We start from the raw sequence: 19,290 nt of genomic DNA, 5'->3' as shown, positions 1-19,290 counted from the left end.
GCGCTGCTGCTTCTTCTTCGGCCCGCGCCCGCGCGTCGGGCAAGCCGCTGATGGGCCTGGTGCAGCTGGCGCTGGACCTGTTCGACACGCCAGCGGCACCCGCGCCCAAGCCACCGGCGCGCAAGGCCCCTGAAGGCCCCGTCGCGCCGGCCGTGCCGCTGGCCGATGCCATGGCGCCCGCGCGCTTCACGCACCCGCGCGGCAACCGCGAGGTGCGGCTGGGCGCGGCCGTGGTGGGCTACGAGTTCGTGCGCGGCCAGCGCCGCACCATCGGCTTTTCGGTCGGCCCCGAAGGCCTCACGGTGCGCGCGCCGCGCTGGGTGGCGCTGCGCGACGTGGACGCCGCACTGCAGGAGAAATCGGCCTGGATCCTGCGCAAGCTGGCCGAAACCCGCCAGCGCGAGGCGCGCCAGGAGGCCGGCCGCATCGAATGGCGCGATGGCGCCAGCCTGCCTTATCTGGGCACGCCGCTGGCCTTGAAGCTGGACCCGACCCATGCTTTCGCCACGGCGGGTGGGGAATTGCTGCTCGGCCCCGAAGGCCAGCGCACGCTGCATCTGGCCCTGCCGCTGAGCGCGGCCGACACGCAGATCCGCGATGCCGCCCAGGCCTGGCTGATGCGTCAGGCCAGGCAGCTCTTCGTGGAGCGGCTGACGCATTACGCGCCGCAATTGGGCGTGCGCTGGAGCAAGCTGTCGCTGACCAATGCCGCCACGCGCTGGGGCAGCGCCAGCGTCGACGGCGCCATTCGCCTGAACTGGCGGCTGATCCACTTCCGCCTGCCCGTGATCGACTACGTGGTGGTCCACGAACTGGCCCACCTGCGCGTGATGGACCACAGCCCGCGCTTCTGGGAAACGGTCGAGACCGTCGTGCCCGCCTGGTCGGCGCTGCGCCAGGAGCTCAAGGACGAGGGCGTGCCGCGTTGGTGACTAGCGCGTATACGTCACGCCGCCATCGACGATGACGGTCGAGCCCACCACGAAATCCCCCGCGTTCGACGCGAGGTAGATCGCCGCGCCGGCCATGTCTTCGGGCTTGCCGATGCGGCCGGCGGGCGTGTATTGCGCCACTTCGTCGGCGTGGTCGCGCGCTTCCTTGTTCATCTCCGAGGCGAAGGGGCCGGGCGCGATGGCGCTGACCACGATGCGCTCCTTGATCAGGTGCATGGCCATGCGCTTGGTCAGGTGGATCACGCCGGCCTTGCTGGCGCTGTACGAGTACGTGTCCCACATGTTGACCGAGATGCCGTCGATGGACGCGATGTTGATCACTTTGGCCAGGTGATCGCCGCCCGCCGCCTTGCGCAGCAGCGGCGTGAGCGCCTGGGTGAGGAAGAACGGCGTCTTCATGTTGAGGTTGACCACCTTGTCCCAGCCGCTTTCGGGGAACTCGTCATACGGCGCGCCCCAGGCGGCGCCAGCGTTGTTCACGAGGATGTCCAGCCTGTCCTCGTGCTTCGAATAGGCCGCCACCAGGGCCTCGATGCCCTCGCGCGTGGACACGTCGGCCGGCAGCGACACGCAGTGGCCCAGCGCCGAAAGTTCCTTGGCGGTCTGGTCGCAGGCCTCGGCCTTGCGCGCCGAGATGTAGACGCGGGCGCCCGCCGCGAGGTAGCCCTCGGCGATCATGCGGCCGATGCCGCGCGAGCCGCCCGTGATGAGCGCGCTGCGGCCCTGGAGCGAGAAAAGGCTGTTGATGTTCATGGCTGGCAAAGTCTCCTGAAGGAACAAGCGAGGGCGCAGGCCCGATGCCGCGGCAGCTTAAGACGCGCTGGCGCACGCGCCGGTCGCCAAGGTGCCATGCGCTGGCCGGCGCGGCGGGCGGTGTCCGACACCGGAGTGCTGCAGTGCGCGGTAGCTTCCTTCACCCAAAGGAGTTTTGATCGGATGAGCCAGCAGCAGCTTCGCCGACGCACCCTGCTCAACCACGGTGCCTGGACGGCGCTGGCGGCGCTGGCCGCCAGTGCGGGGGCGCGCGCCAGCACGCCCACGGCCGCTGGCGCGATGCGCATGGGACCGGCCCAGGCCTTCTCGTGGGACGGACTGGTCCAGCGCGCCCAGCAACTGGCGGGGCAGCCGCACAAGCGCGAAGCCACACTGCCGGCAGCGGTGATCGAGCGCATCGACTACGACCAGCACGGGCGCCTGCGCTTCAAGAGCGAGTACGCGCTGTTTCGCGACGGGCCGGGCGCCTTTGCGCTGACCTTCTTCCACCTGGGCCGCTTCTTCCCCACGCCGGTTCACATGCATGTGCTGCAGCAACAGCAGAAGCAATGGCACGCGCGCGAGCTGCTCTACGACGCCGACTACTTCCAGATGCCGCCCGACAGCCCCGCGCGCGAGCTGCCCGACGGCGCCGGCTTCGCGGGCTTTCGCTTTCAGGAAAGCCGCCAGGGCAGCGGCGCCGCCGACGCGCTGGACTGGCGCACGCACGACTGGGTGGCCTTCCTGGGCGCCTCGTACTTCCGCGCCATTGGCGCGCTGAACCAGTACGGCCTGTCGGCGCGCGGCATCGCCATCGACGTGGCCGTGCCCGGGCGCGAGGAGGAGTTCCCGCTGTTCACGCACTTCTGGTTCGAGCCGCCGGCCGAGGGCAGCCGCCGCGTGACGGTGTACGCATTGCTCGACGGGCCCAGCGTCACGGGCGCCTTCCGCTTCCACATGCAGCGCGACAAGGCCGTGACCATGGATGTGGAGCAGCGGCTGTTCCTGCGGCGCGACGTGGCGCGGCTGGGCCTGGCACCGCTGACCTCGATGTACTGGTACTCGGAAACGCAGGGCGCGCGCGGCGCCGACTGGCGGCCCGAGGTGCATGACTCCGACGGGCTGGCGCTGTGGACCGGCGGGGGCGAGCGCCTGTGGCGCCCGCTGAACAACCCCGCGGCCACGCGCGCCTCGCAGTTCAACGACCGCAGCCCCAAGGGCTTTGGGCTGATGCAGCGCGACCGCGACTTCAACCACTACCAGGACGGCGTTCACTACGAGCGCCGGCCCAGCCTGTGGGTGGAGCCCGTGGGCGACTGGGGCGAAGGCTCGGTGCAGCTGATCGAGATTCCGACCGATGACGAGATCCACGACAACATCGTGGCCTGCTGGGTGCCGGCCGCGCCGGCACGCAGGGGCCAGCAGCTGGGCCTGCGCTATCGCCTGCACTGGGTGGACGACGAGCCCTTTGTGCCGCTGCTGGCGCGCTGCGGCGCCACGCGCGTGGGCCGCGGTGGCCAGCCCGGCACGCCGCGGCCGCAGGGGGTGCACAAGTTCATGGTGGAGTTCAGCGGCGGCGAGCTGGCCAGGCTGCCTTTCGGCGTGAAGCCCGAGCCCGTGCTCAGCGCCGCCAGCGGCCGCTTTGGCGATGTGTTCGCCGAGCCCGTGCCCAACGGCGTGGCCGGCCACTGGCGGGCTCAGTTCGACTACATCCCCGCCGAGGGGCAGACCGAGGCCGTGGACCTGCGCCTGTACCTGCGCGAAGGCCGGCGCACGCTCAGCGAGACCTGGCTTTACCAGTTGGCGCCAATGCCGGCCTGAGCGCCGGCTTCAGCCATCGCAACGCCGCGCGATGGCCTCGAAGCGCGGGCGCGCGGCGGGGTCGGGCCGCAGGCAGTCCTCGCGCAGGGCCGCCAGCGCGGGCAGCGCATCGGCCTGGGTGCAATGCGCCAGCAACTCGCCCAGCAGGCGGCCGAAGGCCAGCACGTCCAGGGCCTGCAGCGCGGGCTGCAGCTGCGCCGGCGCGCAGGCCGCGGCGCCGAAGTCACCCAGCAGCGCGCGGGCCGGTGCTGCTGCGCCATCGCCATCCTCCACCGCCGCGCGCCACAGCACGTTGTGTGCGTACAGGTCGCCATGCACCAGGCCCCTGGCATGCAGATGCGCCATGGCGGCGGCCACATCGCTGGCCAGGCGCTGCACGGTGGCGGCGTCGAAGGCGGTGCCGGGCGCGTACACATCGCGCGTGCAGCTCGCAAAACTGGGCGGGCCGGCAAGGTTGCGCCATTGCGCGTCCACGCGCGTCAGCACCAGGCCCTCGCGGCCTTCGGGATGCCCGACCAGGCGCCCCTTGAGCCCGATCAGCGCCGCATGCGTGCCGGCCACCAGGCTGGCCGCCATCTCGCTTTCGGGCCGGCCGTCGCTGGTGAGGCCGCCCTTGAAGAGCTTGAGCGCGACGGCTTCGCTCACGCCATCGTCGCGCCGCCATTGCGCGGCATGGATGAAGCCCGAGGCGCCTTCGCCGAGCAGCTCGCCCACCTGCAGCTGCGTCCAGGCGATGGCCGGCACGGCGCTGCCGTCGTCGCGCACCTGTGCTTCGCGCGCCGCCGTGAGCGGGTTGCCCGCCATCGCCAGCCATGCCAGGTGCGGCAGTTGCAGCAGCCAGGGCGGCAGTGCCTCGAAACGGTTGGCGGCCAGCCGCACCAGCTCCAGCGCGGTGCAGCGCGCCAGCGCATCGGGCAGGGCGCGCAGCCGGTTGCCCGCCAGCATCAGCTTCTGCAGCCGCGGGCATTCGCCCAGCGCCTCGGGCAGGGTCTCGATGGCGTTGTCGGTCAGGATCAGCCAGCGCAGGCGCGGCGGCAGCGAGGCCGCCGGCACTTCGGCGATGCGGCTGCCCTTGAAGCCCACCATCTCCAGGTTGTCGCAGCAGCCCAGCGCGCGCGGCAGTTCGGTGAAGGCATTGCCCGAGGCGAAGAGCACGCGCAGGCGGCGCAGCCGGTGCAGGTCTTCAGGCAGCGCGTGCAGGGCGTTGCCCGAGAGGTCCAGCACCTCCAGGCTGTCGGCCAGCGTGAAGATCTCGGGCGGGAAGGCCTGCAGGTCGCAGGCCAGCTTGAGCTGCGTGGCGCCGCGCAGCTCGCCGGCGCGCAAGGCGGCCAGCGTGGCCTGCGTCATGCCCGCGAGGCTTGGGCGCTGAAGCGCCACACGCCCTGGGCGTCGCGCTGGCGCTGCACCTGCCCGGCATACCAGAGGTAGTGCAGGTGCGCCACGGTCTCGCCCATGGCAAAGGTCATCTGGTGCACGTCCAGCGCGCGCTTGAAGAGGATGGGCAGGCCGTCGGCCGCGCTCATCGGCCGTCCGGCGCAGGCGGCCAGCAGCTCGGCCAGCCGCTCCTGGTGGTGCTCCTGCAGCTGGCCCACGCGGCGGTGGATGCCCAGGAAGGGCTTGCCGTGCGCGGGCAGGCCCAGCGTGTCTTCGGGCAGCGACAGGAACTTCTGAATGCTGTCGAGGAAGAGCTGCAGCGAATTGGCCTCGGGCTCGCCCGCGTGCACGCTCACGTTGGTGGAGATGCGCGGCAGCATCATGTCGCCGCCCAGCAGCACGCTGTGGCCGCTGCGCTCGCCCAGCGTCCAGCCCAGGTCGTCGCAGAACAGCGAGATGTGCTCGGGCGCATGGCCGTAGCCGCTGATGCAGCGCCAGCTGCGCCCGCCGATGCGCACTGTGTCGCCGTCCATCATGCGCACGAAGCGCTCGGGCACCGAGGGCACCAGGGTGTTGAAGTAGCTGGTGCGCTGGCGGATGGTGCTGAGCATCTCGCCTTCGGGCAGGCCGTGGGCGGCAAAGAACCCGGCCGCCGCCGCGCCGCCGGCCAGCGAATCACCGGCCTGCACCAGCACGCGCGCCACGTGGTAGTCCGTCGCGCTGATCCACATCGGCGCGTCCCATTTCGTGCAGATCCAGTCCGCCAGGCCGATGTGGTCGGGGTGCATGTGCGTGACGATCACGCGCAGGATGGGCAGGCCCTGCAGCTGGGTGGCGAAAATGCGCTCCCACTGCGCCCGGGATTCGTCGCGCGAGATGCAGCAGTCCACCACGGTCCAGCCTTCGCGCCCGTCGATGCGGTCGCGCAGCAGCCACAGGTTGATGTGGTCCAGCGCGAAGGGCAGGGCCATGCGGATCCAGCGCACGCCGGGCGCCACCTCGATGGTCTCGCCCACGCCGGGCAGCCGGTCGCCCAGCGGATAGTGCAGTTCGCGTTCGAGCAGATTCATCTATGATCCGGGATGTTGACGTTTACGTAAACGTCATAAGCGGGCCTTCATTGTAGGGAGCCGCGCCGGGCGGCGCTGTCGCCTGTGCGGGGCCCTGCGGCCAGAAGGCACGGGCGGCACGCACCCCAGGCACTGAAAGGCACGACGAGGCAAACGCAGCGAATGTCCAGCCAGACCTTCACCATCAGCGAACTTGCGCGCGAGTTCGACCTCACGACGCGGGCCATCCGCTTCTACGAGGACCTGGGGCTGATCGCGCCGCAGCGCTCGGGCGTGCAGCGCATCTACAGCGCGCGCGACCGCACGCGGCTGGCGCTGACCCTGCGCGCCAAACGCCTGGGCCTGAGCCTGACCGAGGCCAAATCCATCCTCGACATCTACGAAAGCCCGCGCGACACCGCGCCGCAGCTGGAAGAATTCCTGCGTGTGCTGGGCAGCCACCGCGCCCAGCTCGAAGCCCAGCTGGCCGACCTGCAGGCCAACCTCAGCGAAGTGAGATCGCATGAGGACCAGGCCCGGGCCGTGCTGGCACGGGTGCGCCGGCGCGGGCCTGCCAAATCGGGGGCCACCCGTGCGCAGCGGGGCGAGGGCAGCGCTGCGCGGCCGGCGAGCTGATCATTTTTTTCCACAGGACGTCCATGACCACATCCATTGAAGACCTCTTTGCCCACAACCGCGAATGGGCAGCCCAGATGGAGCGCGACCGCCCCGGCTTCTTCACCAGCCTGGTCAAGCAGCAGACTCCCAAGTACATGTGGATCGGCTGCTCGGACAGCCGCGTGCCGGCCAACCAGATCACGGGGCTGGATCCGGGCGAGGTCTTCGTGCACCGCAACGTGGCCAACATCGTGGTGTCGTCGGACCTGAACGCGCTGTCGGCGATCCAGTTCGCGGTGGACGTGCTCAAGGTGGAAGACATCATGGTGGTGGGCCACTATGGCTGCGGCGGCGTGAAGGCGGCGCTGGACAACGTGCGCGTGGGCCTGGCCGATAACTGGATCCGCAACATCAAGAACGTGCGCGACCGCCACCAGTCCATGCTCGACGCGCTGCCCGCCGAGGTGCGGATCGACGCGCTGGTCGAACTCAACGTGGCCGAGCAGGTGATCAACGTGGCCGTGAGCACCGTGATGGTCGATGCCTGGGCGCGCGGCCAGAAGGTCAACATCCACGGCTGGGCCTTCGGCGTGCACGACGGCCTGCTGCAGGACCTGGGCATCACGGTCAACGGCGACAAGGCCCTGGACGGCATCTACAAGGCGGCGGTGCAGCGCATCCGCCACAAGTGGAGCAAGCCGGCTGGCGGCGAAGTCCTGACCATCGAGCCGCGCCGCAACCGCCAGCTGGGCAACGAGCCGGCCTGAACCCGGCCGAAAAAGGCCCCCGCACCCGACATTACCTCAACCGGAGACACACATGAGCGAATCCATCGTCATCCTCGGTGCCGCGCGCACCCCCATGGGCAGCTTCCAGGGCGATTTCGCATCGCTGGCGGCGCACGACCTCGGCGGCGTGGCGATCCAGGCCGCGGTCGAGCGCGCGGGCATCGCGCCCGAGGCCGTGGGCGAAGTGCTGTTCGGCAACTGCCTGATGGCCGGCCAGGGCCAGGCGCCGGCGCGCCAGGCGGCCTACAAGGGCGGCCTGCCCGACAGCGCGGGCGCCGTCACGCTCAGCAAGATGTGCGGCTCGGCCATGAAGGCCGCGATGCTGGCGCACGACATGCTGCTGGCCGGCACGCACGAAGTGATGGTGGCCGGCGGCATGGAAAGCATGACCAACGCGCCCTACCTCATGCTCAAGGGCCGCGGCGGCTACCGCATGGGCCATGACCGCATCTTCGACCACATGATGCTCGACGGCCTGGAAGACGCCTACCAGCCCGGCCGCAGCATGGGCACCTTCGGCGAGGACTGCGCCGCCAAGTACAGCTTCACGCGCGAGCAGCAGGACGCCTTCGCCATCGCCAGCGTGCAGCGCGCGCAGCATGCGACCAAGGACGGCCTGTTCAAGGCCGAGATCGCGCCCGTCACCGTCAAGGGCCGCGCGGGCGAGACCGTGATCGCCATCGACGAAGGCCCGGGCAAGGTCAAGCTCGACAAGATTCCCGCGCTCAAGCCGGCCTTCAAGAAGGACGGCGGCACCATCACCGCCGCCTCCAGCTCGTCCATCAACGACGGCGCCGCCGCGCTGGTGATGAGCACCGCCTCGCATGCGCAGAAGATCGGCGCCAGGCCCATCGCGCGCATCGTGGCCCATGCCACGCATGCACAGCAGCCCGAGTGGTTCTCCACCGCGCCCGTCGGCGCCGTGCAGAAGCTCTTTGCCAAAACCGGCTGGAGCGCGAAGGACGTGGACCTGTGGGAGGTCAACGAAGCCTTTGCCGTGGTGCCCATGGCGCTGATGAAGGAACTGGGCGTCTCGCACGACATCGTCAACGTGCACGGCGGCGCCTGCGCGCTGGGCCATCCCATCGGTGCCAGCGGCGCGCGCATCATGGTCACGCTGATCCACGCCCTGCAGCAACGCGGCGGCAAGCGCGGCGTCGCCACGCTGTGCATCGGCGGCGGCGAAGGCACGGCCGTGGCCATCGAACTGCTCTGACGAACGCGGCCCTGGCGCAAGCCGGGCCTTCGTCTTCTTCCCTTGAATCTGCCAGAGAGTCATCCATGCGCAACCCCACCTTTTCCCGCCCCCTGCTGGCCGGCCTGCTGGCCACGGCCTTCCTGACGCCGGCCTTTGCCCAGCGCGACGAGGCGCTGCTCAAGGCCGCCACCGCCGCGCAGCCCGCCGTCGTGAAGACGCTGGAGCAACTGGTCAACATCGAGACCGGCACCGGCGATGCCGAAGGCATGGCTGCAGCCGGCCAGTACTTCGAGGACAAGCTCAAGGCCCTGGGCTTTGCCGTCACGCGCAGCAAGGCCGCCGGCATGGTGGTGGGCGACAACATCGTGGGCACGCGCAAGGGCCGCGGCGGCAAGAACCTGCTGCTGATCTCGCACATGGACACCGTCTACCTCAAGGGCACGCTGGCCAAGTCGCCCTTCCGCGTGGAGGGCGACAAGGCCTACGGCCCCGGCATCGCCGACGACAAGGGCGGCAATGCCGTGATCCTGCACACGCTGCAACTGCTGCAGGAGCGCGGCTTCGAGGACTACGGCACGCTCACCGTGCTGTTCAACACCGACGAGGAAAAAGGCTCCTTCGGCTCGCGCGAGCTGATCCAGGCCGAGGCCGCCAAGGTGGACTACGTGCTGTCGTACGAGCCCACCAGCGCGGGCAAGGAAGGCTTCTCGCTGGGCACCTCGGGCATCGCCTACGTGCAGGCCAACATCAAGGGCAAGGCCTCGCATGCGGGCGCCGCGCCCGAGCTGGGCGTGAACGCGCTGGTGGAGGCGTCGGACCTCGTGCTGCGCACGCAGGACATCGACGACAAGGCGCGCAACCTGCGCTTCAACTGGACCATCGCCAAGGCGGGGGCCGTGAGCAACATCATCCCCGACAGCGCCACGCTCAACGCCGACATGCGCTATGCGCGCAACGAGGACTTCGACGCCGCCGTGAAGCTGCTGGAAGAGCGCGCGCAGAAAAAGAAGCTGCCCGATTCAGAAGTGAAGCTGGTCGTCACGCGCGGCCGTCCGGCCTTCGATGCCGGCCCGGCCGGCAAGGCGCTGGTGGACAAGGCCGTGGCCATCTACAAGGAAGCGGGCGGCGAAGTGGGCGTGGTCGAGCGCACGGGCGGCGGCACCGACGCGGCCTATGCCGCGCTGTCGGGCAAGCCCGTGATCGAAAGCCTGGGCCTGCCGGGCTTCGGCTACCACAGCGACAAGGCCGAGTACGTGGACATCAGCGCCATCCCGCGCCGGCTGTACATGTCGGCCAAGCTGGTGATGGAGCTGGCCCAGGGCCGCTGAGGCCCCGAGGCACCGGAGCGCGCACCATGGCCATCACCACCCGCGAGCAACTGCGCGCCCTGTACGCGCAGCCCGGCGAACGCGCGCTGCGCAAGCAGATGGCGCAGCTGGACGTGCATGCGCAGCGCTTCATCGCGCTGGCGCCTTTTTGCGTGCTGGCCAGTGCGGGCGCAGGTGGCGCGCTGCTCGATGCTTCGCCGCGCGGTGGCACGCCGGGCTTCGTCAAGGTGCGCGATGCGCAGACCTTGCTGCTGCCCGATTCGGGCGGCAACAACCGGCTCGACACCCTGCACAACCTCATCGACGATCCGCGCGCTGCGCTGATCTTCATGATCCCGGGCGTGGACGAAACGCTGCGCGTGAACGGCGCGGCCCGCCTGCGCGAGGAAGATGAGTTCACGGGCCTGTTCGCGCAGGAGCGGCAGCGGCCCAAGCTCGTGATCGAGATCGCGGTGCAGGAGGCCTACCTGCACTGCGCCAAGGCCTTCATGCGCTCGCAGCTGTGGCAGCCGGCCACCTGGGGCCCGCGCGATGCTCTGCCGTCGATGGGCCGCATGATCGGCGACCAGATCGGCGCCGGTTTCGTGGGCGAAAGCGACAGCGAAACGATGGCGCGCTACCGCGCCCAACTGGCCGCAGAGGCGCGCGCCGGCAACTGAAGACGAGAGAAAAAAAGCGCCCGCACGGAACATCCCCGGAGACAAGACAACCATGCTGCTGACCCCTGACCAGGAAGCCATCCGCGACGCCGTGCGCGAATTTGCCCAGGCCGAGCTGTGGCCCCATGCCGCGCAATGGGACCGCGAGCACCACTTTCCCAAAGCCGCGCACGAAGGCCTGGCCGCGCTGGGCGCCTACGGCATCTGCGTGCCGGAGGAAGACGGCGGCGCGGGCCTGGACTACCTCACGCTGGCGCTGGTGCTCGAAGAGATCGCGGCCGGCGATGGCGGCACCAGCACTGCCATCAGCGTGACCAACTGCCCGGTCAACGCCATCCTCATGCGCTATGGCAACGCGCAGCAGAAAAAGCAGTGGCTGCAGCCGCTGGCGCAGGGCCGGATGCTCGGCGCCTTCTGCCTGACCGAGCCGCAGGCCGGCAGCGATGCGTCCAGCCTGCGCACCACGGCGGCGAAGGATGCAGACGGCTACGTCATCAACGGCACCAAGCAGTTCATCACCAGCGGCAAGAACGGCCAGGTGGCCATCGTCATCGCGATGACCGACAAGGCCGCGGGCAAGAAGGGCATGAGCGCCTTTCTCGTGCCCACCGATGCGCCGGGCTACGTCGTGGCACGGCTGGAAGACAAGCTGGGTCAGCATTCCAGCGACACCGCGCTGATCCAGTTCGACGATTGCCGCATCCCGGCCGAGAACCTCATCGGTGCGGAAGGCGAGGGCTACAAGATCGCGCTCGGCGCGCTCGAGGGCGGGCGCATCGGCATCGCGGCGCAAAGCGTGGGCATGGCCCGCAGCGCCTTCGAGTTCGCGGTGAACTACGCCAAGGAGCGCACGGCCTTCGGCGGCCCCATCTTCGACCAGCAGGCCGTGGGCTTCAGGCTGGCCGACTGCGCCACGCAGATCGAGGCTGCGCGCCAGCTGATCTGGCATGCCGCCGCGCTGCGCGACGCGGGCCGGCCCTGCCTGAAGGAAGCGGCCATGGCCAAGCTCTTTGCCAGCGAGATGGCCGAGCGCGTGTGCAGCGCCGCCATCCAGACCCTGGGTGGCTATGGCTACGTGAACGACTTCCCGCTGGAGCGCATTTATCGCGACGTGCGCGTGTGCCAGATCTACGAAGGCACCTCGGACATCCAGAAGCTGCTGATCACGCGGGCGCTGGCATGAGGGTTCGACGATGAGCGTCAAGGCGCTTCGCGCCACCTTCGGCCCGCTGTGCCACTGGTGCGCGCTGCCGATGGACTTCGACGAGCCCGCGGGCCGACCCGAATCGGCCACCATCGAGCACCTGAACGACGCCACTTTGGGCAGCGTGCGCAAGCAGTCGCACCGCCGGCTGGCGCACGGTGCCTGCAATGCGGCGCGCAACGCCTTTCGCCAGCAGGCCGAAAGCCAGTTCAAGGCCTGGATCGCCGAGCGTGTGATGCAGGCGGATGTGCCTTCCCCCGGCTTTTCCGACAAGCATGGCTGAACCCGCTGCCGGCCCCTGCCCCTGCGGGCGCACCGACGCGCGCCGCAAGCCATTGGCCTATGCGCAGTGCTGTGGCCGCTACGTTGAGGACTTCGCGCACAGCCCGGCCCCCGACGCCGAATCGCTTATGCGATCGCGCTACACGGCCTTCGTGCGCGAACGCGCCGACTACCTGCTGGCCACCTGGGCGGCCAGCCATCGGCCGGCCGAGCTGAGCTTTGACGCAGGCGCGAAGTGGCTGGGCCTGGAGGTGCGCCAACACAGCGTGCAAGACGCCACCCATGCGCAGGTGGAGTTTGTGGCGCGCTCGCGCGACGCCTCGGGCCGCGCGCACCGCCTCCACGAACGCAGCCGCTTCGTGCGCGAGGACGATGGGCGCTGGTACTACGTGGACGGCGAGCTGTTCTGAAGCGTGCGGGCGCGTCCGCTGCTCATCGGCCGGCCTTGCCGGCGTCGAACTGGTAGCCCACGCGCCGCGTGGGCGTGAGCGCGCCGAAGCGCGGCCACTCGAGCAGCACGCCCTGGCTGCGCAGCAGCCGCTGGAAGTCCGCCAGCAGTTCGGCCGAGGCACGCACCGCGCGCGGCGGCTGCTGGCGCTGCAGCGCAAAGGCTGCCAGAAAGCCCGCGGCTTCGCCGATGCTCCATTCGGTGGCATGTTCGCGGTAGGCGCCGTTGGTGATGCGCGTGCTGCCGATGTTCTTGCAGGCCGGCAGCAGGTTGCGCACGCGCACGGGCAGCAGCGCGCCCAGCGGGATCTGGAAGGGGTAGGCATCGATGTCCACCGTGTTGCGCCCGCGCGTGCTCGGGTGCAGGTCGATGCGGTAGGCGCCGATGCCCACGCTGTCGTCGAAGTGCTCGGCCGCGTCGAAGCCCGCGCGCGCCTGCACGCCGATGTGCTGCTCGCACACCGTGAACTCGGCCTGGATGCGCCGCCCCTCGCGGTAGTAGACCTGCTTGGCCAGCCCGTCCGCGGTGCCCAGCACGTCGCCGCGCAGGCGCAGACCCGGGTAGCCCCAGCCGCCGTCGTGGCGTGGCGCCTCGGTCTGCATCCAGTAGAAGAAGGCCAGGCTGATGTCGCGCGCGCCCTGCAGTGCGGCCTGCTGTTCCTGCGGGCCCACGCCGATGAGGGGCCGCTCCCAGTAATCCATCTGCGGCCAGTTGGCCAAGGTGATGTCGCTGGCGTAGCTGCCGGGCTGGAAGTTCTGGCGCCAGGCGATGCGTCGGGCGTGCCACAGGTCGTAGAGCGTTTCGGCCTCGGTCGGGCCCACGAAGAGCGGCCGCTCGCGCGGCGCGTGCGTCACGAAGTCGCTCAGCGTCCAGCTCAGCTGCGGGCCGGGCCAGCAGTCCAGCTGTAGCGTGCGCAGGCGCTCGTAGTCGCGCGGGCGCTCGATGGTGTGGTCTTCGCCGGGCAGGTAGTCGGCCGCCAGGCACCAGGTCACGGCCTGCTGGTCGAAGGGGTCGGCTTCAGCCAGCGCGCGCGGCTCCTGCGTCTGTGCCTGCGATTCGGCGCCGAACACATGCTCCACGCCGGCACGCTCCAGCACGTCGCCGGTCTCGGTGGCGTCGATGAACATCGGCGCCTGCAGTACGCACAGGCGGTTCTCTCGCAGGTCCAGCACGTGCATGGCCTGCACCTGGTCTCCGTCCGTTTCCACCGACTGCAGGCGGTGCTCGCGCAGCACCGTGAGCTGGCCCGCGGCCTCGTGCGGGGCCAGCATCTGGTCGATGACCTTCACTGCCACCCAGGGCTCGTGGCACAGGCTGCTCACGTTGCCCTGGCCGGGGTTCAGCCGCAGGTTCAGCCGCGCCTGCGCCGTCAGCGGGAAGCAGTCGCGGTAGTACTGGCGGATGCCACGGCGCAGTTCCGCGTAGCTGTGCGAGCCGCTCAGATGCTCGATCCACGGATGTTCGTCGGGCGGCACGCCCTGGGCCGTGAGCTGGCCACCCAGCCAGTCCAGTTCCTCGGCCAGGATCACGCGCGCTCCCAGGCGCAAGGCGGCCAGGGCGGCGGCAATGCCGCCGAGACCGCCGCCGATCACGACCAGGTCGGCTTGCAGTTCGCAGGAATTCATGGGCAAGGCGGTCCTCGTGCGGGTTTCTTCAGTCGGGCGTCAGGCCCAGGCGCCGGATGGCCTCGCCGTAGCGTTGGGTCTCCGTGCCGATCAGTTGGGCGAAGTCGGCGCTGCTGGCCTTGCCGGGCTCCACGCCCAGCGACTTCAGGCGCTCAGCCACCGCGCTTTGCCGGAGCGCGGCATTCACCTCCTTGTGCAGGCGCTGCACCACCGCCGGGGGCGTGCCTGCGGGCGCCAGCACGCCGAACCAGCCCGTCACCTCGAACCGGGGCACGGCCAGCTCGGCCACGGTGGGCACCTCGGGCAGCACCGGGGCGCGCTGCGCCGTGGTCACGGCCAGTGCGCGCAGCTTGCCGGCCTGGATGTAGGGCAGGGCGCTGGAGGGAATGTCGAAGCCCGCATCGACCTCGCCCGAGAGCAGCGCAGTGAGCGCAGGCCCCGAGCCCTTGTACGGGATCATCTGCATGTCCACCTTGGCGTCGTTCTTGAGGAACTCCGCTGCCAGCGCGGTGGTGGTGGCGCCGCCACCACCGGCCGAATAGTTGATCTTGCCCGGAGCCTTGCGTGCGGCTTCCAGCAGCGACTTGAAGTCCCTGACGGGCGAGCTGGCCGGCACCACCACGACCACCGGCGACTGCCCCACAAGCGCCACGGGCGCGAAGCTCTTCTGGTTGTCGTACTTGAGCCTGGGGTACAGCGCCGCCGCGCCCGGGAAGCCGCTGGTGACGAACAGCAGCGTGTGGCCGTCGGCCGGTGCTCCGGCCACGAAGCTGTTGGCGATGGTGCCGCCTGCGCCGGGGCGGTTGTCGATCACGATGGGCTGGCCCAGCGTCTTGCCCATGCTTTCGCCCAGCAGGCGGGCCAGGATGTCGGCCGAGCCGCCGGCCGCAAAGCCGACGACCATGGTGATGGGCTTGGTGGGGAAGGCTTCGGCCGCGTGCGCGCCGGCAATGGGCAGGCTCGCCGTCAGCAGGGCCAGGGCGGCGGACCGGATGAGCCAGCGGCGCCGTGAAGTTGCGTGCATGTGTGTGTCTCCGTCGGAACTCGTCCTCGGGGCGGGACGAATGCAGGAATGCTAGGAGCCGGTCGCTGGCCGCGCCAATACCAAGGCGTCGCAAGGGCATGCCTCCGTGTTATGTCTCGTCTGCATCAGGAGAGAATGTGTTCTGGCCATGCCCTGTGGAGTGCGTTTCCCGTGAACCTGAGGCAGATCGAAGTCTTCCGCGCCGTGATGAGCACGGGCTCCATCACCCATGCGGCCAGGCTGCTGCACGTGTCGCAGCCGGGCGTGAGCCGGCTGATCCGGCATCTGGAACTGCAGCTGGGCGTGTCGCTGTTCGTGCGCAGCAGCGGCCGCCTGGTGGCCACGCCCGAGGCCTACACGCTGGAAGCCGAGGTCGAGAAGGTCTACCGCGGCGTGCGCCACGTGCAGGACGTGGCGGCCAACCTGCGCTTTGGCGCGCATGCCACCTTGCGCGTGCTGGCCAGCGCCAACACGGCGCTGGAACTGGTGCCACGCACCATCGCGCGCGTGATGCAGCAGTTCCCGAATGCGCAGATCGCCTTCGAGGCCCTGCCCACGCGCGAGATCGTGAAGCTGCTGGTGGCCGAGGAGGCCGACCTGGCCATCTCCAGCGCGCCGCTGGACCATCCGGTTCTGGACGTGCGCGAATTCGGCCAGTGGCGCCTGTGGTGCGCGCTGCCGCCCGGCCATGCGCTGCTGGCAGCCAGGCGCTTCGACCTTTCCGCGGCGTTGCGCGAGCGGCTGGTGCTCTACAGCCCCGAGGCGCCGCAAAGCCGCGTGATCGACGGCTGGCTCAGTGAGCGCAACATCCATCGGCGCCGCGGCGTGGAAGTGCGCTCGGGCTATGCGGCCTGCGCCATGGCGGCCCACGGGGCGGGCGTGGCCTTCGTCGACGACCTTTCCGCGCGCGCCTTCCGCCCCGAAGGGCTGGCCCTGGTGGCCTTGCCCAGGGCACCGCGCTTTCCGATCCTGCGCGTGAGCAACATCCACCGGCCGCTGTCCACGCTGGGCCAGCGCTTCATGGCGCTGGCGGCCGAGGAACTGCGTGCGATCCAGGCCCGGCCGCTGGGCCCGCGCGCATCGGCCGTGTGAGGTCTTGCGCGCGGCCGGCGGCAGCCGCGCGCGCGATGGCCGATGATGCGGGCCTTCGCGCTTCTTCGCTGCTCACTGCTTTTTCCTTTTCGATGACTGACCTTCCCTTCGACGCCATCCTTTTCGACTGCGACGGCGTGCTCGTCGATTCCGAACCCATCACCCACGGCGTGCTGGTGCAGATGCTGGGCGAGCTGGGCTGGCAGTTGAGCCATGAGGAGTGCATGGCCATCTTCGTGGGCAAGGCGGTGAAGGACGAAGCGGCGCTGATCGAGGCCCGCACCGGCTTCAGGATCACGCCCGAATGGCTGAAAAGCTTCTGGGCCCGCCGCAACGAAGCGCTGGAGCGCGACCTGCTGGCCGTGCCTGGCGCCGTGGAGGGCGTGCGCGCGGTGCACGCGGCCACGGGCGGGCGCATCGCCTGCGCCTCGGGGGCAGACCGGCACAAGGTCGAGCTGCAACTGGCCAAGGTGGGCCTGAGCGCGCTGTTCGAAGGCCGCGTCTTCAGCGGCCATGAAACGCCGCGCAGCAAGCCCTGGCCCGACGTGTACCTGGCCGCGGCGCTGGCGCTGGGTGTGGACGCACAGCGCTGCGCCGTGGTGGAGGATTCGGTGACCGGCGCGATGGCCGGCCTGCGCGCGGGCGCCACCGTTTTTGGCTACTGCCCGGGCGGCCCCGGTCACAGCAGCGCCCAGGCCATGCGTGAGATCGGCGTGCAGCACCTGTTCAGCGACATGGCACAGCTACCCGCGGTGCTGGCTGCCTGGCGGCCCTGATCACGCCTGGCCCGGCAGCGCCGAGGGCGGCGGCGCGGCGGCCGTCAAAAGTTCGCCTTCGCTGCGGTCTTTCAGGCCCACGCCCGTGAGCTGCAGGCGGCGCGCCTCCTGCGCCAGCCACCAGAAGCGGGCGGCCGCGGCTTCGGGCCGCAGGCCGTCGGCGCGGATGTTGGAGATGCAGTTGCGCTGCGCATCGTGGCAGCCCACGGCGGGCTTCCAGGTCAGGTACAGGCCCAGGCTGTCGGGTGAACTCAGGCCGGGCCGCTCGCCGATCAGCATGGCCACCAGCCGCGCGCCCAGCAGGGCGCCCACCTCGTCGGCCAGCGCCACGCGGGCCTGCTGCGCGATGACCACCGGCCCCAGCGTCCAGTCGGCCGGCCGGCTCGCGCGGATGGCCGCGATCAGCGGCTGCGCATGGCGCGCCACGGCCAGCGACGACAGGCCATCACCGGCCACCAGCAGCAGGTCGCAGCCCGCCACCGGGTCGGGCCCGGCGGCATCGCGCAGGCGCTGCACGCTCGCGTCGTCCAGGCGCCGGCCCAGGTCGGGGCGCAGCAGGTAGGCCGCGCGGTCGGGCGCGGCGCTGTGGACCTGCAACGTTGGCAAGCCATCGGCCGCAAGCGCATCGGCCAGCGCCCGCGCCTCCAGCGGCAGATGCACCGCATCGCGCGCCTGCGCATGGGCAAAGCCAAAGCGCAGCAGCTCGGTCGTGGGCAGGCTGGCGCCCGCGCGGCCCAGGGCCAGCCGGGCGGCGGTGTAGGCGCGCAGGTCGTCCCAGGGGTCGGCGTGGATCATGGTGCGGATGCGGGCCCGCCCAGGCCCAGTTGCCGCATGCGGGCCAGCGCGGGGTGCTGCGCCGTCACGGGCGCGATGCGGCCCTGCGCGTCGCTCAGCTGCATGCGCGCGAGCCAGGCCTCGAACTCGGGCGCGCGGCGCAGTCCCAGCAGCTCGCGCAGGTACAGCGCGTCGTGAAAGGAGGTGCTCTGGTAGTTGAGCATGATGTCGTCGGCGCCGGGCACACCCATCATGAAGGTCAGGCCCGCCGTGGCCAGCAGGGTCATCAGCGTGTCCATGTCGTCCGAATCGGCTTCGGCATGGTTGGTGTAGCAGACGTCGCAGCCCAGCGGCAGGCCCATCAGCTTGCCGCAGAAGTGGTCTTCCAGGCCCGCGCGGATGATCTGCTTGCCGTCGTACAAGTACTCGGGGCCGATGAAGCCCACCACGGTGTTGGTCAGCAGCGGGCGAAAGGCGCGCGCCACCGCATAGGCGCGTGCCTCGCAGGTCTGCTGGTCCAGGCCGTGGTGCGCGCCGGCCGACAGCGCGCTGCCCTGGCCGGTCTCGAAGTACATCACGTTGTCGCCCAGCGTGCCGCGCCTGAGGGACAGCGCCGCCTCGTGCGCCTCGCGCAGCAGCGCCAGGCTGATGCCGAAGCTGGTGTTGGCTTTTTCGGTGCCGGCCACCGACTGGAACACCAGGTCCACCGGCGCGCCCTGCCCGATCATCTGCAGCGTGTTCGTCACATGGGTCAGCACGCAGGATTGCGTGGGAATGCCCAGCCGCGCGATCAGTTCATCCTGCATGTGCACCAGCCGCGTGAGCGCGGGAAGGCTGTCGGTGGCGGGGTTGATGCCGATCACCGCGTCGCCCGCGCCATAGAGCAGGCCATCGACCATGGAGGCCGCGATGCCGCGCAGGTCGTCGGTGGGGTGGTTGGGCTGCAGCCGCACGGCCAGGTGGCCCGGCAGGCCCAGCGTGTTGCGAAAGCGCGTGAGCACCTGGCACTTGCGCGCCACGAGGATCAGGTCCTGGTTGCGCATCAGCTTGCTCACGGCGGCGGCCATCTCGGGCGTCACGCCGGGCGCGATGCGCGCCAGCATGGCCGTGTCGGCGGTCTCCGAAAGAAGCCAGTCGCGCCAGTCGCCCACCGTGAGGTGCGCAATGGGCGCGAAGGCGGCTGCATCGTGCGTGTCGATGACCAGGCGCGTGACCTCGTCCTCTTCGTAGGGCACCAGCGCCTCGTTCAGGAACTGGCGCAGCGGCACGTCGGCCAGCGCCATGCGCGCGGCCATGCGCTCCACCGCGCTGGCGGCGGCCACGCCGGCCAGCACGTCGCCCGATCGCGCGGGCGTGGCCTTGGCCATCAGCGTGCGAAGGTCGTCGAACTGCCAGGTGCTGTGGGCGTGGGTGTGGCGGTAGCGCATGGTGGGCGTGGCGTCGTGACATTGTGCGCATGCAAGTGGCGTGCGCGCCAGGGCTCATGTGCAGCGATGGGCGCGGGGGCTTGAAGGGCGGAGCGCA

At 70.2% G+C, this 19,290-nt stretch carries 19 protein-coding genes; 12 read left to right on the top strand and 7 right to left on the bottom strand.

All coding sequences use genetic code 11. The features are described 5' to 3' along the window. Positions 1 to 47: 47 nt before the first annotated feature. Positions 48 to 932, top strand: a complete 885-nt coding sequence (locus tag PGB34_RS11550) for a M48 family metallopeptidase (RefSeq protein WP_271428271.1) — start codon at positions 48 to 50, stop codon at positions 930 to 932. On the opposite strand, the gene PGB34_RS11545 is transcribed toward PGB34_RS11550, so the two are convergent. Continuing rightward, positions 933 to 1,706, bottom strand: coding sequence for an SDR family oxidoreductase (locus PGB34_RS11545; RefSeq protein ID WP_271428220.1), 774 nt, complete (start codon positions 1,704 to 1,706; stop codon positions 933 to 935). Positions 1,707 to 1,889: 183 nt separating this feature from the next. Between PGB34_RS11545 and PGB34_RS11540 the strand changes: the two genes are divergently transcribed. Beyond that, a complete protein-coding gene (locus PGB34_RS11540) occupies positions 1,890 to 3,527 on the top strand; it encodes a glucan biosynthesis protein (protein ID WP_271428219.1) in 1,638 nt (545 codons plus the stop codon). A gap of 9 nt (positions 3,528 to 3,536) precedes the next feature. Here the strand turns inward: PGB34_RS11540 and PGB34_RS11535 are convergent, their stop codons facing one another. Beyond that, the gene (locus tag PGB34_RS11535; RefSeq protein WP_271428218.1) at positions 3,537 to 4,874 is read right to left on the bottom strand and encodes a leucine-rich repeat-containing protein kinase family protein; all 1,338 of its coding nucleotides are present in this window, start codon (positions 4,872 to 4,874) and stop codon (positions 3,537 to 3,539) included. Then, positions 4,871 to 5,971 carry an MBL fold metallo-hydrolase gene (locus tag PGB34_RS11530; RefSeq protein ID WP_271428217.1) on the bottom strand — a complete coding sequence of 367 codons (1,101 nt, stop codon included), beginning with the start codon at positions 5,969 to 5,971 and terminating at the stop codon, positions 4,871 to 4,873. Before PGB34_RS11530 ends, PGB34_RS11535 begins: the two co-directional genes overlap by 4 nt. A gap of 162 nt (positions 5,972 to 6,133) precedes the next feature. On the opposite strand from PGB34_RS11530, the gene PGB34_RS11525 reads away from it, so the two are divergent. The 8 genes from PGB34_RS11525 to PGB34_RS11490 all read left to right on the top strand — a co-directional run bounded on the left by PGB34_RS11525 (position 6,134) and on the right by PGB34_RS11490 (position 12,437). After that, positions 6,134 to 6,586, top strand: coding sequence for a MerR family transcriptional regulator (locus PGB34_RS11525; protein WP_271428216.1), 453 nt, complete (start codon positions 6,134 to 6,136; stop codon positions 6,584 to 6,586). A gap of 23 nt (positions 6,587 to 6,609) precedes the next feature. Further along, positions 6,610 to 7,335 (top strand): carbonate dehydratase, encoded by a 726-nt coding sequence (gene can / locus PGB34_RS11520; protein WP_271428215.1) that lies wholly within the window; start codon positions 6,610 to 6,612, stop codon positions 7,333 to 7,335. A 52-nt stretch (positions 7,336 to 7,387) separates the two neighbouring features. Next, positions 7,388 to 8,572 (top strand): acetyl-CoA C-acyltransferase, encoded by a 1,185-nt coding sequence (locus PGB34_RS11515; RefSeq protein ID WP_271428214.1) that lies wholly within the window; start codon positions 7,388 to 7,390, stop codon positions 8,570 to 8,572. 65 nt (positions 8,573 to 8,637) lie between these two features. Further along, positions 8,638 to 9,882, top strand: coding sequence for a glutamate carboxypeptidase (locus PGB34_RS11510; protein ID WP_271428213.1), 1,245 nt, complete (start codon positions 8,638 to 8,640; stop codon positions 9,880 to 9,882). A 26-nt stretch (positions 9,883 to 9,908) separates the two neighbouring features. Next, positions 9,909 to 10,541: a pyridoxamine 5'-phosphate oxidase family protein gene (locus PGB34_RS11505; protein ID WP_271428212.1), complete on the top strand. Its 633-nt coding sequence runs from the start codon at positions 9,909 to 9,911 to the stop codon at positions 10,539 to 10,541. Between the two features lie 52 nt (positions 10,542 to 10,593). Continuing rightward, positions 10,594 to 11,724 (top strand): acyl-CoA dehydrogenase family protein, encoded by a 1,131-nt coding sequence (locus tag PGB34_RS11500; RefSeq protein ID WP_271428211.1) that lies wholly within the window; start codon positions 10,594 to 10,596, stop codon positions 11,722 to 11,724. A gap of 10 nt (positions 11,725 to 11,734) precedes the next feature. Continuing rightward, positions 11,735 to 12,028 (top strand): hypothetical protein, encoded by a 294-nt coding sequence (locus PGB34_RS11495; RefSeq protein WP_271428210.1) that lies wholly within the window; start codon positions 11,735 to 11,737, stop codon positions 12,026 to 12,028. Further along, entirely contained in the window at positions 12,021 to 12,437 is a 417-nt protein-coding gene (locus PGB34_RS11490; protein WP_271428209.1) for a YchJ family protein, read from the top strand. The genes PGB34_RS11495 and PGB34_RS11490 overlap by 8 nt, the downstream gene beginning before the upstream one ends. A gap of 22 nt (positions 12,438 to 12,459) precedes the next feature. Here PGB34_RS11490 and PGB34_RS11485 read toward each other — a convergent pair whose 3' ends face one another. Then, positions 12,460 to 14,100: an FAD-dependent oxidoreductase gene (locus PGB34_RS11485; RefSeq protein ID WP_271428208.1), complete on the bottom strand. Its 1,641-nt coding sequence runs from the start codon at positions 14,098 to 14,100 to the stop codon at positions 12,460 to 12,462. A gap of 28 nt (positions 14,101 to 14,128) precedes the next feature. After that, positions 14,129 to 15,124: a Bug family tripartite tricarboxylate transporter substrate binding protein gene (locus tag PGB34_RS11480; RefSeq protein ID WP_271428207.1), complete on the bottom strand. Its 996-nt coding sequence runs from the start codon at positions 15,122 to 15,124 to the stop codon at positions 14,129 to 14,131. A gap of 171 nt (positions 15,125 to 15,295) precedes the next feature. Between PGB34_RS11480 and PGB34_RS11475 the strand changes: the two genes are divergently transcribed. Beyond that, positions 15,296 to 16,216 (top strand): LysR family transcriptional regulator, encoded by a 921-nt coding sequence (locus PGB34_RS11475; RefSeq protein WP_271428206.1) that lies wholly within the window; start codon positions 15,296 to 15,298, stop codon positions 16,214 to 16,216. Positions 16,217 to 16,308: 92 nt separating this feature from the next. Next, positions 16,309 to 16,992: an HAD family hydrolase gene (locus tag PGB34_RS11470; protein ID WP_271428205.1), complete on the top strand. Its 684-nt coding sequence runs from the start codon at positions 16,309 to 16,311 to the stop codon at positions 16,990 to 16,992. Here PGB34_RS11470 and eutC read toward each other — a convergent pair whose 3' ends face one another. Both eutC and PGB34_RS11460 read right to left on the bottom strand, forming a co-directional pair. After that, the gene (gene eutC / locus PGB34_RS11465) at positions 16,993 to 17,787 is read right to left on the bottom strand and encodes an ethanolamine ammonia-lyase subunit EutC (RefSeq protein WP_271428204.1); all 795 of its coding nucleotides are present in this window, start codon (positions 17,785 to 17,787) and stop codon (positions 16,993 to 16,995) included. Continuing rightward, entirely contained in the window at positions 17,784 to 19,193 is a 1,410-nt protein-coding gene (locus PGB34_RS11460) for an ethanolamine ammonia-lyase subunit EutB (protein ID WP_271428203.1), read from the bottom strand. Before PGB34_RS11460 ends, eutC begins: the two co-directional genes overlap by 4 nt. Positions 19,194 to 19,290: the final 97 nt, after the last annotated feature.

Source organism: Xenophilus arseniciresistens (assembly GCF_028023875.1).
In the GTDB taxonomy this organism is placed as follows: Bacteria; Pseudomonadota; Gammaproteobacteria; order Burkholderiales; family Burkholderiaceae_C; genus Xenophilus; species Xenophilus arseniciresistens.
The sequence above is the reverse complement of the archived record's forward strand: the minus strand, read 5'-3'. Positions and strand labels throughout refer to the sequence as shown.